Annotated in this window: 12 protein-coding genes; 5 read left to right on the forward strand and 7 right to left on the reverse strand. The window is 38.5% G+C overall.

Features of this window, described 5'->3' with window-relative positions; translation table 11 throughout:
• Positions 1–387 precede the first annotated feature (387 nt).
• From AC2INI_RS14335 to AC2INI_RS14355, 5 genes are all read right to left on the reverse strand, one after another.
• Positions 388–1,530 carry an ABC transporter substrate-binding protein gene (locus AC2INI_RS14335; protein ID WP_486306174.1) on the reverse strand — a complete coding sequence of 381 codons (1,143 nt, stop codon included), beginning with the start codon at positions 1,528–1,530 and terminating at the stop codon, positions 388–390.
• 187 nt (positions 1,531–1,717) lie between these two features.
• The gene (locus AC2INI_RS14340; RefSeq protein WP_486306175.1) at positions 1,718–2,344 is read right to left on the reverse strand and encodes a bifunctional 4-hydroxy-2-oxoglutarate aldolase/2-dehydro-3-deoxy-phosphogluconate aldolase; all 627 of its coding nucleotides are present in this window, start codon (positions 2,342–2,344) and stop codon (positions 1,718–1,720) included.
• 25 nt (positions 2,345–2,369) lie between these two features.
• Entirely contained in the window at positions 2,370–3,305 is a 936-nt protein-coding gene (locus tag AC2INI_RS14345; RefSeq protein WP_486306176.1) for a sugar kinase, read from the reverse strand.
• Positions 3,306–3,314: 9 nt separating this feature from the next.
• The gene (gene uxaC / locus AC2INI_RS14350; RefSeq protein WP_486306177.1) at positions 3,315–4,742 is read right to left on the reverse strand and encodes a glucuronate isomerase; all 1,428 of its coding nucleotides are present in this window, start codon (positions 4,740–4,742) and stop codon (positions 3,315–3,317) included.
• Positions 4,743–4,751: 9 nt separating this feature from the next.
• The gene (locus AC2INI_RS14355) at positions 4,752–6,221 is read right to left on the reverse strand and encodes a mannitol dehydrogenase family protein (protein ID WP_486306178.1); all 1,470 of its coding nucleotides are present in this window, start codon (positions 6,219–6,221) and stop codon (positions 4,752–4,754) included.
• A 256-nt stretch (positions 6,222–6,477) separates the two neighbouring features.
• Here AC2INI_RS14355 and uxuA point away from each other — a divergent pair, with 256 nt between their 5' ends.
• From uxuA to AC2INI_RS14380, 5 genes are all read left to right on the forward strand, one after another.
• Complete coding sequence (gene uxuA, locus AC2INI_RS14360; RefSeq protein ID WP_486306179.1) at positions 6,478–7,662, forward strand: mannonate dehydratase; 1,185 nt, start codon at positions 6,478–6,480, stop codon at positions 7,660–7,662.
• A gap of 56 nt (positions 7,663–7,718) precedes the next feature.
• Positions 7,719–9,143: a glycoside-pentoside-hexuronide (GPH):cation symporter gene (locus AC2INI_RS14365; protein ID WP_486306180.1), complete on the forward strand. Its 1,425-nt coding sequence runs from the start codon at positions 7,719–7,721 to the stop codon at positions 9,141–9,143.
• Between the two features lie 75 nt (positions 9,144–9,218).
• The gene (locus tag AC2INI_RS14370) at positions 9,219–10,667 is read left to right on the forward strand and encodes an OprD family porin (protein WP_486306181.1); all 1,449 of its coding nucleotides are present in this window, start codon (positions 9,219–9,221) and stop codon (positions 10,665–10,667) included.
• A gap of 243 nt (positions 10,668–10,910) precedes the next feature.
• Positions 10,911–12,755, forward strand: a complete 1,845-nt coding sequence (gene uidA, locus AC2INI_RS14375; RefSeq protein ID WP_486306182.1) for a beta-glucuronidase — start codon at positions 10,911–10,913, stop codon at positions 12,753–12,755.
• Positions 12,756–12,910: 155 nt separating this feature from the next.
• Positions 12,911–13,678 carry an FCD domain-containing protein gene (locus tag AC2INI_RS14380; protein WP_486306183.1) on the forward strand — a complete coding sequence of 256 codons (768 nt, stop codon included), beginning with the start codon at positions 12,911–12,913 and terminating at the stop codon, positions 13,676–13,678.
• Between the two features lie 96 nt (positions 13,679–13,774).
• On the opposite strand, the gene AC2INI_RS14385 is transcribed toward AC2INI_RS14380, so the two are convergent.
• Both AC2INI_RS14385 and AC2INI_RS14390 read right to left on the reverse strand, forming a co-directional pair.
• Entirely contained in the window at positions 13,775–15,196 is a 1,422-nt protein-coding gene (locus tag AC2INI_RS14385; protein ID WP_486306184.1) for a sensor histidine kinase, read from the reverse strand.
• Positions 15,184–15,870, reverse strand: a complete 687-nt coding sequence (locus AC2INI_RS14390) for a response regulator transcription factor (protein WP_486306185.1) — start codon at positions 15,868–15,870, stop codon at positions 15,184–15,186. The genes AC2INI_RS14385 and AC2INI_RS14390 overlap by 13 nt, the downstream gene beginning before the upstream one ends.
• Between the last annotated feature and the right edge of the window lie 72 nt (positions 15,871–15,942).

Raw genomic sequence — 15,942 nt, forward strand, 5'->3', positions numbered from 1 at the left:
AACGGCCCAATTATTATTAAAGTAGGTATACAGCATTCACGTTAAGCAGCGAGAAATGTACTCCTTTTATAATTAATTGAAATATCACCAAGGTCAAAATGAGCATTCGAGCACAAAAAATGCGTGTTAGAATAACAAAAAGAAGATCTAGAGCATAAAACAAGCAAACGAACAGGTATGACCAGAAAGGGAGGGCAAAGAAGAAGATAAAGAAATGATTAAAAATAAAGCCCTCTAAAGTGTTAATTTCATTGAATCCATCTACAAATAAACAAATGAGAATAAATTAACTAAGGAGTTTTTTACAATTTATTACTTACAATAAAAAATGCTCGTTTTAAAGCATATAGATTTAAAACGAGCATTTTATAATGATTTATATTATTTTTACTTTCCGTAACGAACTAGCCACTCTTTCTCTAACGCCACCTGCCAGCTTGGATGTGGTTCTGCTAAAGATTTAAATAGCTTCGTATTCTTCACTGAGCCCGTTAAATACTGTGACGACAGCACTGATGGATCGCCCCAAACACTTAAATCACCTTTACGAGACTGTGCTTCAGGGCTCAGTAAAAAGTTAATCGCTACTTGAGCGCCCTCTTTTGCTGATGCATTCCATGGGATAGCTAAGAAATGAATATTAGACAGTGCCCCCGCTTCCATTGCGTAGGTTTCTGTGGTGTCTGCTAACTTACCACTCGCTTGTGCAGAAAAGACTTCATTTGGATTAAACGTAACCGCAAGATCAATCTGACCGTCATCTAATAATTGTAATGATTGTGCCGTACCTGATGGGAACTGCTTACCTTTGCGCCATGCCGTTTGATGCAATTCATCCAGATACATCCATAATGGTTGTGTGACCTCAGTAAAGTTCGCTTGCTCTACTGGCTTCATTAACTGAGGGTTGTTATTGGTTAACTCAATTAATAGCGCTTTTAAGAAACTCGTACCATGAAATTCTGGCGGCTTAGGATAAGTAATTCTATTTGGAAAGGCTTTGCTGTAACTAAGCAGTTCAGCAAAAGATTGTGGCGGATTACTTAATGTTTGCTTGTCATGAATAAATACAAGTTGCCCCACACCCCACGGGGCTTCTAAACCTAACGTTGGCTCAGAAAAATCACTGTCTACAGGAAGCGTTTTATTCACAAACTCCCAGCTTGGTAACTGATTAACAAATGGACCAAACAACAGTTGGTTATTCTTCATGGATTTAAAGTTTTCACCATTAATCCAAACCATATCAACACTGCCACCGTCATTTTTCCCTGCGGTTTTTTCAGCCAATAAACGTGACGTACTTTCTGCAATATCACCCACTTTTACGTGTTTTAGCGTGACACCATAATTACTCTGTAGCTCTTTATCTGCCCAACGAAGGTAATTATTTATCTCTTGGCTTCCCCCCCATGCGTGGAAATATACTGTTTGTCCTTTGGCTTTTTGTTCTATTTCTTTCCATGTATCTGCAGCATGAACGCTAAAAGAAAGTATTAGGCTATTGAGCAATAACAACCACTTTTTCATCTGTTTTTCCTTTATCCATTAAAGAGTATTTTTATTATGTTAGTCCCGATTATAGTGTATAAATAATGATTATTCAGAGCTTTGTGGTTATATTTAATAATCAAAAATATCAATTATTTATTATCTAATAAAAAAGAAAAAGGAGCATAATTGCTCCTTTTCTTTATTATTTATAACAGCCTAATGACTATTTCACTAAATCTGCCGCTTCTCTTGCTAGTCTGCCAATCTCTTCCCAACGACCTTCATTGATCATCTTCTTATCAACCATCCACGTACCGCCACACGCATAAACACCATCAATGGCTAAATAGTCTTTTACGTTATTCACATTAATCCCACCAGTTGGCATTAACTGAATTTGACCATAAGGGCCTAACAGCGATTTAAGCATATTAATCCCACCTGACGCTTCTGCTGGGAAAAATTTTAGCGTCGTTAATCCTGCTTCTAATGCTGCTTCAACCGTACTTGGGTTATTTACACCAGGAATGATCTCAATACCAATTTCTTGGCAGGCTTTTACGGTATTGATATTAAAACCAGGAGAGACAACAAACGTTGCCCCGGCTTCTTTTGCTGCAATCGCTTGCTCTCTATTTAGTACCGTACCTGCACCAATAAGCATATCTGGTTGCGCTTGACGTAATAGATGAATAGCTTCAACAGCCGCATCTGACCGAAATGTAATTTCAGCCGCAGGCAAACCATTTTCTGCCAATGTTTTTCCTAGTGGAATAATGTCTTCTGCGTTATCTAGCGCAATAACAGGAATAATTTTAACTTGTGCAAGTTGTTGTGAAATATGGCTCATGTAATATCCTATTTATGAATTTCAATTAAATCGTAAAATTAATGTGCTGCATGGATTGTTGCGAAATTATCGCGCCTTTGTGCTGAATAACCACACTGGCCAGTTGGTGACCTTGCTGTGATGATTCTTCCGCTGATTTACCTGCAAGTACGCCAGCCATAAAGCCTGCATTAAACGCATCGCCTGCTGACGTCGTATCTATCACTTTATCAACCGGACACGCGGGAACCGTCATCTCAGGTTGACCTTGAACTGAATAAAGATTGCCATTAGCTCCCATCTTTACGACCGCTTGTTTTACACCAGAATTGTGTAATCGTTTTAGCGTCGCTTGTTCATTACTGTCGCCCCATAAATGCTGTTCATCATCATTAGTAACTAACGCCAATTCTGTAATTTCAAACATCGCGTTGTAAACTAAACGAGCAGATTCATGGTTTTCCCACAAGGCAGGGCGATAGTTGGTATCAAAAGCAATCTTAACCCCTTGCTGTTGTAGTTCCTGTAAACGACTAATCAAAGCAAGACGATCAACGTGTGGCAAAATAGCCAAACTAATACCACTCAAATAAATCCAGTCGACCCCTTCAAGATCTTGAGATACTTGTTTAAAGCTCGGATGCTGTACTAAATAACGTGCAGCTGAATTATTACGCCAGTACAAGAAAGTACGCTCACCTTGTTCATCAAGTTGAATTAAATACAATCCCGGTTGACGTTTTTCATCTTTCATCACCCATTGCGTATGTATTCCTTCCTCTTTCCAGCGAGATACGACCCCTTCAGACAGAGCATCACACCCCATCGCGGTAACGTAATTCACTTCAACTTGATCTTTCATACAACGCGAAAGATATAATGCTGAATTAAGACTATCGCCGCCAAAACTTTGTTGCATGGTTGAAAAAGGCTGACCATTTAATTCGATCATGCATTCGCCGATAATTGCTATTTTTTTCATCGTATTCACCTATGAAGCCGCTTTGTCTTTCAGATTAAAATACGCATTAGCATTGGTGTAACAAACTCGAGTGATCAGCTCACCTAACATTTGCATATCATCAGGAACTTCACCATTTTCAGCCCAAGTACCTACAATATTACACAAAATACGACGGAAATATTCATGGCGCGTATAAGATAAAAAGCTACGAGAATCCGTTAGCATGCCAACAAAATGACTTAATAAACCCAATTGCGACAATTGCTCTATTTGACGAATCATGCCGTCTTTTTGATCGTTAAACCACCATCCAGAACCAAACTGAATTTTCCCTGCGATTCCACCACCTTGGAAGTTCCCCATCATGGTTGCAAGTACTTCGTTATCTCTTGGGTTTAAGCAGTATAAAATGGTTTTTGGTAGTTCATTGCTGATGTCCATTGAATCTAACAATCTAGATAAAGGGAGAGCAACAAGCTGGTCACCAATAGAGTCAAACCCTGCATCTGCGCCTAATAACCTAAACATACGTGTACTGTTATTACGCTGAGCGCCGATATGCAGTTGCATTACCCAACCAAGACGAGCGTATTGCTTGCCAAGCCACACTTGAACGGCTGTTGAAAATTGAGCTATCTCTAACTCTGTTAATGTTTCGCTTTTTAAGCGACGTGACAATAACAAGTCTAAAGTATGTGATGCTGGAATATCTGCGTATCTAACCACTTCAATACCATGATCGGCACTACGACAGCCATGCAAATCAAAGTGCTCTAATCGCTTTAATAACGCGGTTTGTAAATCTGAAAAATGATTAATCTCAACATCAGCGACTTGAGACAACTGTTGGATATAATCAACAAAGCCTTCTAATTCAATTTTGAACGCTTTATCTGGTCGCCAACTTGGTAAAACTTGAACATCAAAGCTCGTATCTTGTGCAATAGCTTGGTGGTGCTCAAGCGTATCAAGCGGATCATCCGTTGTGCCTACCATGCTAACGTTCATTTGCTTCATGATGCCGCGAGCTGAGAATGACGGTGTAGATAATAGCTCATTCGCTTGCTGCCAAATTGTTTCTGCCGTGGTCGGATTTAATACTGTATTTGAGATCCCAAATGGACGACGAAGCTCTAAGTGAGTCCAATGATATAATGGGTTTCCTAGCGTTTGTGGCACCGTTTGTGACCACGCCATAAACTTATCAAAATCAGAACTGTCTTTACCCGTAATCAGTGACTCTGAAATACCAGCAGCGCGCATCGCACGCCATTTATAATGATCACCTTCAAGCCAAATCTGGGAAAGGTTATCAAACTGTCGATCTTGAGCTATCGCTTGAGGATCTAAATGGCAATGATAATCGACAATTGGCAATGCTTTAGCAAAATGATGATATAAATCTTTTGCTGTTTGATTACTCAGTAAAAAGTCTTCACATAAAAAAGGTTTCATTCACCGCTCCTATTTAGCACGAGCGTAAGCCGCTACCGTTGCTTTTGCGCCATTCCCTAACAACTTCTGATAAGCGGATTGAACTAAAGAAACAAAACTTGAGTTCTCAGCTAAATGGCCAAAAATAGAACTCATTTGTAATAATGGCAATACGACCTCAACCGAATGACCATAATCACGATATATAGCACGAAGGTTATCAAGCATAGGATCTCTTACATCAATCACTTGCTGGTTTTCGTCTTGCTCACCAACGTATCGGATCCAACCTGCCACTCCTAAAGTTAATAGGCTATAGTCAGTGCCTTTTTCAATATGATGGTGAATAGATTCAACCATACGTTGAGGTAATTTTTGGCTACCATCCATCGCTATTTGCCACGTTTGATGCTTTAAAGCAGGGTTAGTAAAACGGTGAATCAATAATGTCGCATAATCGTTTAAATCTACCTCTTTTGCTAATGACAATGTAGGCGCTTGTTCTGTCATCATTAATTGGTATGCCGCAACACGATAGTCATCATTTGTCATCGTATCGGATATATGAGCATACCCACCTAAATAACCTAAATACGCTAAGAACGAGTGGGAACCATTTAACATTCTCAGCTTCATCTCTTCATAAGGAACCACATCGTCAACAAACTCTGCACCAGCGACATTCCATTCAGGACGACCATTGACAAAATTATCTTCAATTACCCATTGTCTAAACTCTTCACAAGCAATACCACACGGATCTTCAATGGTTAATTCAGAAGTTAATTGCGCTAACGTTTCATCCGTAATTGCAGGAACAATGCGATCAACCATGGTGCAAGGGAAAGTAACATTTGCTTCTATCCACTCAGCCAAGTTTTGGTCAACCAACTTTGCAAAACCAATCACAGCCGCCTTTGCAACCTTGCCATTATTTTGCACATTATCACATGACATAACGGTAAATGGCGTAATTCCCGCCTCTTTACGTAAGCGTAATGCTTCTACAATATAACCAATTGCCGATTGTGGTTTGCGAGGAGATTGAACATCATGCTGAATTAATCCGTTCTCACTATCGAGCTGGCCTGTGTTTGGATCACAGCAATATCCTTTTTCGGTAATGGTCATAGAAACAATAGCAACTTGCTCTTCTGCCATTTTAGCAAGTACTGCATCACTGCTTTCTAATTGTGGATGAATTGACTCAATAACCGAGCCAATAAGTTTAACGGTATTTTTATTTTCACCCTTTTCCATTACCGTATATAAATGATTTTGCTCACGTAATGAATGAATAAGATCCTCACCACCAAATAAGTTAATCTCACAGATCCCCCAGTTACTGCCTGTTTTTTCAAGCATCTCATTGGTAATTAATGCTTGGTGAGCGCGGTGAAATGCGCCAAACCCTAAATGTACAATACGTGGTAACAAAGCATCACGATTAAACGTTGGTTGAATAACGGAAGCAGGAAGGGTAATGGTCGATATATTCATAAAAACTCCGGTGAATGTGCTTGGCCAACGCCAGTTTGGTCTACAGAACCATAATATCCTCGTAATTTAGTTGAAAAAATAACCCTAGTCTTTGTGGTACATCACAAAAAACACATTGGTATACCAAAATTAAATATTATTGCGAATTAGGTCAACCAATTGATCATTTTTAATTGCTCGGTTAAAAATCCTTCCCTATTATCCACTGCAACAAAACAACGCTCCCACAACACCAATTATAAAAATCGAGGTAATCATGGAACAAACGTGGAGATGGTATGGGGACTCAGACCCAGTAGCCTTATCTGATATAAAACAAGCTGGCGCAACAGGTATTGTTACCGCTCTTCATCATATTCTAAACGGTCAGGTATGGTCAGTTTCTGAAATATTGAAACGCAAAGAAACCATTGAAAAAATGGGAATGACTTGGTCTGTTGTTGAAAGTATTCCTGTTCATGAAGAAATCAAAACACGTTCTGGAAACTACGTACAATGGATTGAAAACTATAAGCAAAGCATTATTAATCTTGCTGAATGCGGTATTGATACTGTGTGTTACAACTTCATGCCAATACTCGATTGGACACGAACGGATCTTGAATTTGAAATGGCAGATGGTTCTAAAGCCTTGCGTTTTGATCAAATCGCTTTCGCCGCTTTTGAATTATTTATCTTAAAGCGCCCTAACGCAGACAAAGATTATACGGCTGAAGAAAAGCAACAAGCGACAGAATACTTTAACGCAATGTCTGACGCAGATATTAAAAAGCTAACGGATAATATTATTGCTGGTTTACCAGGGGCTGAAGAGGGTTACACCTTAGAAGAATTCCAGACTCAACTAGACCGTTATCAAGATATCACTAAAGATATTTTACGTGAAAATATGGCGGCTTTCCTACGTGAATTAGTCCCTGTTTGTGAGAAATATGGTTTGAAACTGGCGGTTCATCCAGACGATCCACCACGTCCAATTTTAGGCTTACCTCGTATTGTATCAACCATTGAAGATATTGATTGGTTGACCAATGCAGTACCAAGCATGATGAATGGCATCACAATGTGTACAGGTTCTTACGGGGTTCGTGGAGATAACGATTTAGTCAATATGATCAATAAACATGGCGATCGTATTTATTTCACTCATCTACGCTCGACTCAACGTGAAGAGAACCAAATGAGCTTTCATGAAGCTGCTCACCTAGAAGGTGACGTTGACATGTATGAAGTGGTTAAAGCATTAATTACTGAAGAAGAAAAACGCTTAGCAAAAGGAGATACACGCTCAATTCCAATGAGACCCGATCATGGACACCAAATGATTGATGACCTGAAGAAAAAAACCAATCCGGGCTATTCCTGTATCGGCCGATTAAAGGGACTCGCAGAAGTCCGCGGTCTTGAACTGGGATTAAAACGAGCTCTGTTTAATAAATAGAAGCATTGGTACCTAAATGGATTAGGTACCACCTCTAACCCTACGAGAATGAATTTATGAAAACACTAACCTTTCGTAACAAAATAGGATATGCCATAGGAGATATGGCTAATATGGCAAGTTTCGGTATGTCTGCAACTTTCCTCCTAGTGTACTACGTGGATGTATTAGGTATTACCGCAGCGGCCGCTGGTACTTTATTTCTGATCGCCAGAATATGGGATGGTATCAATGATCCTATGATGGGTGCTTTTGCCGATAAATTATTTTCTAAACATCAAGGCAAAGGCGATAAATTTAAGCCTTTTATCTTACGTGGTTGTTGGATTCTCGGTGTGGCCTCTATATTGATGTTTTGGTCTCCAGAAAGCTTATCTGATGGGCAAACATTAGCATGGGCATACCTTACTTATATTACTTGGGGTATGGCATATACTTTCGTAAATATTCCTTTTGGCTCAGTCGCCTCGGTAATGACTCAAGATCCTGAAGAGCGAGCTTCTTTATCTGCATTTCGTTCATTAGGTGGCGTTGTTGGCAGCGCATTATGTAAGTTTGTTGTTCCTGTTATTCTTGCTATGTATGCAGACAACTTGGAAACTGGTTACTTAATTGCGATGGTTTCTCTATCTGGCTTTGCCATTTTTGGCCATTTATTTGCGTACTCTAGCATAAAAGAAAATGTCAAAAGCACCGTTTCAAACCAATCCGTTTCTGCGTTACAAGCATTAAAAGCCATTCCTAATAATAAACCATTAATGTGTGTTTCTCTGGCTTCATTCTTAATGTTACTGGCGATGTTTACATTAGGTTCTGTTCTTATGTTTTATATTAAAGAAAACCTTGATAACGCTTTATGGATTATGAGCATTACTGGGGTTATTGACTTAGTTATTATTGTTTTAATGGCATTAGTTTTACCTAAGATGGTAGCAAAACTAGGTACTAAAGACCTCATGATGAAAAGTGCGCTTATTGTAATCCTGACATCCGGTGTCGCCTTTTTCTTATCATCAAATGCTTATATCTTCTTAGTCTTCTATTCACTAATGATGTTTGGAATAATGATCCCTATCGCTGCGGTTTGGGGCCAGGTATCAGATTGTATTGATTACAATGAATACCTAACCGGTAACCGTCAAGAAGGTATTATTTACGCATCATATTCTTTAATGAGAAAAGTGGGTGGTGCAGGTGCTGGATTTATCGCCGCATTAGGTGTCAGCATTATTGGTTATGACCCATCATTACCATCACAATCAGAACTAACCCAGCAAGGTCTTCAATTCCTTATTTTTGGCTTCCCGTCAATTACGTTCATCGGTGTCTATCTACTCTATAAAAAATTATGGATTCTTGATCCTGAAACATACCAAAAAGTAATCCAGGCAAATAAAAAAGCGACCGAAAAAAATCAATCAACGACTGGTATTGATAATGATAAGAAAAGTCCAATTACAGATAACGCAGTCAATGCGTAGTAATAAAAAAGCTTGATAGCTATTGCAGTAGCTATCAAGCAGGACCCAAAAATAACGGATACTCAAGGATCGAAAATGAATATAAAATCAATTTCTATTAATTTCAATACGTTGACCTTTAAAAGATCAATATTAGCCCTCATTACCGCTGCTACTTGTCAATCTGCAACAGTATTTGCTGAAGAAACCGTCACTATTGGTTCAAAAGAAGTCAGCAAAGAAAAAATTCAACAATTAAAAGAGGCCCCTGCTATTGCTGGTGTTGAAAATGCGCTCAATGATACTAACCCTTACCTTAATCAAAATACGTTGGATCATAAGCTAGTCTTAAAACTAAAAAATGAATATCGTAATGCTGAACGACCAAGTGCATCTGGTAGTTATGGACCAGAAGTCGATGCATGGATTCAATATGCAGAGCTCAACTACCGCTCACATAACTTATTGAGTTGGTTAGATGTAGAAGCCGCCGTTTATACCACTCAAAAACTGCATGCTGATCCATCTAAAAGCACTCGATTTTACCTTGATGGACATGATGACTTCACGCTTGTTAGCGGCTCAATCAATATAAAACCCATTGATAGTGTTGAGTTAAAAGTCGGACGTTACGGTACTGACTATGCATCTGGCAATATTGATTACTATGTACCATTAATTGAACGCACTTCTGTTCGTCCTACTCCTTCTATTTCTGAAGGTGCTTTATTAAAAGTTGATCTAGAAAAATTCCATTTATATGGTGCTTATTCTACTCGCTATGCTGGTGGCTATTATACAGATTGGCAAGATCATGGAACGGTACAAGGTAGAGATGCGGAAGGAAATCCAATCATTGATGAAATCCCTAAGTTCAATGTAGCCGGTGTTTGGGATAACAAAGCCGCAACAGGAACAGAACTGTCTGTCGGTGCCAGTTATCAAAATGATCACAGCACCCAATACATGTTTAATGCCCAGCAAGTCTATATTGATAATACAAACGCATTCTGGAAAGCTGAGTTACGTGGCTTGTACGCTCAATTAGAAGGGTATACCAAAGACCTCAATGCTTCATTGATGGGTGACGGCTATGACGATACCGCATTATTATCTGGTCAATTAACTTACAATAAAGACAGATTAACATTAATTGGTTCCGCTGGAAAAGTGGGAACTAAACTCAACTCAATCACCGCCGTTGATACTGACCTTGGTTTTTCATTTGACCAAAGCATTGATCGAAACCACCACGATATGTTTGCATGGCAAATGGGGACCTTCTATCAAATGACTCCGACATTACAAACTGGTATAGCCATTGTAAAAACGGATGGATATGAAGACCAAACAAAAGCCGTTGAAGTTGATGGTATTGGTGCAAACTTACTAATCACTCATAAACCTCAGGGTGCATTTGAAGGATTAAGCACAACGCTAATCTTAAATAAAGCAAAAGAGTATAGAACGGGCTCGGCTTTAGGTGATGAGTTGGATTACTACGATATTAAACTGACCTTCCACTACGACATTAATATACTTTAGCTATTGACTTTATTAATGACATAAGAAGCATACTATATTTTATAGTGTGCTTTTTCTTTCTCTTCCTATTTTAAATACTCCCTAACTCGCTTTTTTCAATTAAAAATAAACAAAGAATCAAAATAGTGATCTAGACATCATTATTATTGGTCAACCTAAATTATCATAATTGGCATACCAATAAATAAACTGGTTAACAAGCCAACATTTATTACAAAATAATATCTCATGGAGAGAAGCAAAATGTCTGTATTCCTGTACCCACAAGACACATCCACACGCCGCATTACTGATATTTCTGGCATCTGGAAATTTAAAGTTGATAGCAAAAATGAAGGCCGCACATCCAATTGGAAAGATGGTCTAACAGACACTATCGAAATGGCAGTACCATCAAGCTATAATGACATTTTTACCGATAAAATGATCCGTGACCATTGTGGTGATGTTTGGTACGAAACAGATGTAATCATCCCTTCAGAATGGCAAGAAAAAGACGTGTTTCTCCGTTTTGGCTCTGCAACTCACAGTGCCGTGGTTTGGGTTAATGGTGTTGAAGTAACAAGCCACCAAGGCGGTTACATGCCTTTCTCTGGTTTACTAAACGATGTGGTTAAATTTGATCAAAAAAACAAAATCGTCGTTGTCGTTAATAATGAATTATCACTGTCTACGATTCCGACAGGCCATATTGCAAAATACGAAGATGGCGTTCGTGAGGTTAAACCTTATTTTGATTTCTTTAACTACGCAGGTCTACACCGCACAGTAAAACTACTGGCGTTACCAAAACACCGAGTGAACGACATTACCGTAATAACTAACTATACCGGCACTCAAGGTCAAGTTGATTTTGATATCGAAGCGGAAACTAATGGTGGTGAGTTAATTGTTAAGCTGTTTGATAAAGAAGATAATTTAGTTGCTGAGGCGGTTGGCCATAAAGGTCAGTTAATTGTTGAAAATGTTCAATTATGGCAGCCAGGAAAAGGCTATTTATACACATTAGAAACCAGTATTGTTCTTGATGGTAAAATCATTGACCAATACCCTCTAGAGGTTGGTATACGTACTGTTGAAGTAAAAGGCACTCAATTCCTAATTAACAATGAACCATTTTACTTCAAAGGTTTTGGTAAGCACGAAGACTCTGAGTTCCGCGGCCGTGGTTATGACCCAGTGGTTAACCTACGTGATATGGAGTTGCTTGACTGGATCAACGCAAACTCAATTCGTACTTCTCACTACCCTTATGCTGAAGAATTTATGCAACTGGCTAACCGTCGCGGTCTTGTTGTTATCAACGAAACGCCAGCAGTGGGTCAATGGGATATGATGCGTAGCGGTTCATTAGGCGGTGGTATTGCTGATGCAGGTTCTGGTAATTCGACCAAAAAAGCAGTAAGTTTCTTTGAAGAAGAAGCGGTAAAAGGTCAAGGCAAAGAAAATCAAAAACACGCAATTCATGAGTTAATCCTCCGTGATAAAAACCACCCGTGCGTTGTTATGTGGTCATTATCAAATGAACCAGATACATCACAAGAAGCGTCTAACGAATATTTTAAAGATATTTTTGAATACGCAAGAACTCAAGATCCACAAAATCGCCCGTTAACGTTCATTAACTTTATGATGGCACCTTACGGCAAATGTAATGCTCATCAATATGCCGATGTGATCTGTCTTAACCGTTACTATGGTTGGTACATCATGGGTGGTTTAGAAATGCGTGATGCTGGTAAAGCATTTGCTAAAGAATTAGCAGGCTGGGCAACCGAAGGTAAACCAATAATTATCACTGAATATGGTGCAGATACAATGCCGGGACTTCACAAGTTGCCAAGCGTGCAGTGGTCTGAAGAATATCAAGTTGAGTATTTAGATCAACAACATCATGCCTTTGATACTTGTGATGCCTTGGTTGGTGAACAAATGTGGAACTTTGCTGATTTCCAAACATGGGAAGGCATTATCCGCGTAGATGGCAACAAAAAAGGCGCATTTACTCGAAACCGCCAACCTAAAATGTCTGCGCACCACCTACGTAAACGTTGGAGTGAAATCCCTGACTTTAATCATAAAAAATAACTCATGATTACGTCATAAAACAAAGAGAGGTTAGCGCCTCTCTTTTCTATTTTGTGACCCACTAGACCAATTTAAAATTGGTTTACAAATTAATATAATGCGCGTTTATTCTTTGTTACAATCGTAAAGCAATAAGTCATCAAAATAAGGTACTTATGGAAAATATAACCAGACGATATGTTTCAATTGGAAGGGATCTGATTGAGCAATTAAAAACAAGTAAATATCAGGTAGGGGACAGGCTGCCAACAGAGCGAGATATTGCAGAGCAATTTGGCGTCAGCCGTACTACGATCCGAGATGCGATTATCATGCTAGAGCTTCAAGGCTTAGTTGATGTTCGTAAAGGGTCTGGTGTATATGTTATCTCGTTACCTGATGATACAAGTTCCCCTTACTCATCAAACAGTAACGATAACTCTAACTACGACAGTAATGATATCGGCACATTTGAAATGCTTCAGGCTCGCCAATTACTCGAAAGTAATATCGCGGAGTTTGCAGCCACCAATGTGACTGGCGTACAAATTAATCGTATGAAACAGGTACTTGATGCAGAAAGAATCGCGGTTGAATCAGGTAATCAAGAATACAATCACGACAAAGATTTCCATATTTTAATTGCAGAAGCAACACAAAATAACTATCTCATTGAAGTTGCTCAAGCTGCATGGGAGCGCCGAACTCGCAGTAAAATGTGGGCTCAACTCCATACTCATATTGATGACACTGAATATCGTTCTCAATTTTTGGAAGATCACGCGAAGATCCTTTCAGCTTTGCAAAAAAAGAACCCAGCACAAGCAAAAGAAGCGATGTGGCAACATATGGAGAATGTAAAAGAAGCCCTTCTATCGTTATCAGATACCGATTCTGATGACTTTGATGGCTACTTATTTGATTCTTATCGTGTTGATGCTTAGTTATTACATAATGATTAATTCATCTATCTAAACCCAGCTTATTCGCTGGGTTTTTTATTAAATATAAAGACAATTACACGACTACGCTAATAAGCATTACCCCTGCGGTATCACAACCATAAATATGATCTCTTTATTCTCTTGATAATCGACCATTAAATCATAACCATTCAATTGAGCTACATTCTTTACAATAGATAAACCCAAACCATGTCTATCGGTATGTGTTCTTGACTTATCTACCTGATATAAAGGTTTGAATATATTCTCAAGATCATATTGAGTTAATGGAGTAGAAGACGTATTTTTTATCTTAATCACAATACTTCCATCTCCCTCTTTTTCAATGCTCGCAGACACTATGGACCCTTCTACACTATAAAATAGAGCGTTATCTAATAAATTTTTAACTACCGTTTCTAAGCTGAAACGGTCAACATAAATCATTGGAGAGGCTAATGATGAAGAGAAAGCAACTCTCTCTCCCATTGTTGGATACTTAAACTGCAATTCTGCACAGATCTCTTCAGTCAAGAGTCGAACATCCACTTCCTTCTTTTCAATCCCATAATTTCCTGATGCACTTTGGCTTAATGCCATTAATTGATTGACGATGGTTTTCATATTATTCGAAATCGATAGTACATCTTCTTTGTAAGTCGCTGAAATACGAACATCATCAGGAAAACGAATGTTCATTTCACTCAAACTAATAAGCTCTGCAATCGGTGTTTTCAACTCATGGGCAATATCGGAAGAAAGACGTTTTTCATTGGCTACATTTTGAATATTCAACTCAATATATCGATTGAGCTCTTTTCTAATAGGTGAAATCTCTTTGCTTTCTTTTGGATTAGATTGAATACCTTGTGCATTTTCATCAAGTTCTGAAATTTCTTTATTGAGCAAATACAATGAATCTAACTCTCTATCCACCACTTTTATCACAACCATTCGAATACCAAAGATTGCAGTAATAAAAACAAAGATAAGAGACAGATCTGCCATCAATAGAATATTACTCACTCGTTGATTAGAGATCGCCAAGGTTAAGTACATGGTTTCAATATAAGTCACATCTGTAGGATCTACATCAGATGATAATTGTGGTTGGAAACGAGCTGAGATAGCTTTTCCCATATTGCCATCAGGGAGTTTAATATCAAAGATACGACTCTCGTGGGTAGGTACATCTTGATAATCCAGATCAACATCATCAAAGTAGGTAAGAGATTGCGACTTTGCAAAAGTGCTCTCACCTAACCAAATCTGAAAGTATTGAGCTTCTTCTTCTCTCTCAAATTGAGGCATAAAACCTTTGTGATATTCAAACTCAATACCATCACTTTCCACTTCAACTAAGGATTTGAAGTAGTTTGATTTTTCCACTAATGCATCGTCGAATTGCTGATCAACCCAAGCATCGAGAATAAAATCCAAAGATAAAAAAACCACCAATAAAATGATGCCAATGATCACGGTTAACGCATTAACCAACCGATCTTTTATTGAGTACATGAGCGTTTTTCCACGTAGTAACCAAAGCCTCGTTTATTTTTTATTGGCAGTTCGCCACCAACGGCTTTCGCTTTTTTTCGGATGGAGGATAAGTGTGATTCTATGGTGTTTTTCGAGACTGAATCAAATGAGCCAATAACATAATCACTGATATTTTCTGTCGTCATAACCTGATTGCGAGAACGAAACATACACTCGACAATCTTGTATTCATTTTTTGTTAGTTCAATCAATTGACCTGAGAACTCTAATTCTTTCTTTGCTAAATTAAGCCTAAACCCTTCAATTTCCACATGATCATCATTATTTTTCACCACCCCTCGACGAGCAACAGTTAAGATACGAGCATGCAGTTCATCAAACGAGAACGGCTTAACTAAATAATCATCAGCGCCAGACATTAAGCCTTCAACACGATCTTCTGGCTGCGATTTTGCCGATAAGATAATCACTTTTACATCATTACCCATTTTACGAATGCTTTTTAATAGCGTGATACCATCAACATTAGGAAGCATTAAATCTAAAATAATAAAGTCATACTCATTGGTAATTGCCATCGAGAGCCCTTTTGAACCGTCGCCAGTTTCATCAATAGTAAAACCAAGGTTACTCAGGCCCACCACTAAGCTACGACGTAAGTGTTCAGAGTCTTCTATTAGCAATATTTTCATTATTCAGTACCACTTTATTATTTTATATAATGATAGTAGCAAAAATGGGCTAACCATTCTCATGATTAACCC

The sequence above is a fragment of the Aliivibrio friggae genome (assembly GCF_057368515.1).

Excerpts from the sequence above, each read along its gene's own strand:
- AC2INI_RS14335 (WP_486306174.1), bottom strand. The coding sequence starts at position 1,530 with ATGAAAAAGTGGTTGTTATTGCTCAATAGCCTAATACTTTCTTTTAGC.
- AC2INI_RS14340 (WP_486306175.1), bottom strand. The coding sequence starts at position 2,344 with ATGAGCCATATTTCACAACAACTTGCACAAGTTAAAATTATTCCTGTT.
- AC2INI_RS14345 (WP_486306176.1), bottom strand. The coding sequence starts at position 3,305 with ATGAAAAAAATAGCAATTATCGGCGAATGCATGATCGAATTAAATGGT.
- uxaC (WP_486306177.1), bottom strand. The coding sequence starts at position 4,742 with ATGAAACCTTTTTTATGTGAAGACTTTTTACTGAGTAATCAAACAGCA.
- AC2INI_RS14355 (WP_486306178.1), bottom strand. The coding sequence starts at position 6,221 with ATGAATATATCGACCATTACCCTTCCTGCTTCCGTTATTCAACCAACG.
- uxuA (WP_486306179.1), top strand. The coding sequence starts at position 6,478 with ATGGAACAAACGTGGAGATGGTATGGGGACTCAGACCCAGTAGCCTTA.
- AC2INI_RS14365 (WP_486306180.1), top strand. The coding sequence starts at position 7,719 with ATGAAAACACTAACCTTTCGTAACAAAATAGGATATGCCATAGGAGAT.
- AC2INI_RS14370 (WP_486306181.1), top strand. The coding sequence starts at position 9,219 with ATGAATATAAAATCAATTTCTATTAATTTCAATACGTTGACCTTTAAA.
- uidA (WP_486306182.1), top strand. The coding sequence starts at position 10,911 with ATGTCTGTATTCCTGTACCCACAAGACACATCCACACGCCGCATTACT.
- AC2INI_RS14380 (WP_486306183.1), top strand. The coding sequence starts at position 12,911 with ATGGAAAATATAACCAGACGATATGTTTCAATTGGAAGGGATCTGATT.
- AC2INI_RS14385 (WP_486306184.1), bottom strand. The coding sequence starts at position 15,196 with ATGTACTCAATAAAAGATCGGTTGGTTAATGCGTTAACCGTGATCATT.
- AC2INI_RS14390 (WP_486306185.1), bottom strand. The coding sequence starts at position 15,870 with ATGAAAATATTGCTAATAGAAGACTCTGAACACTTACGTCGTAGCTTA.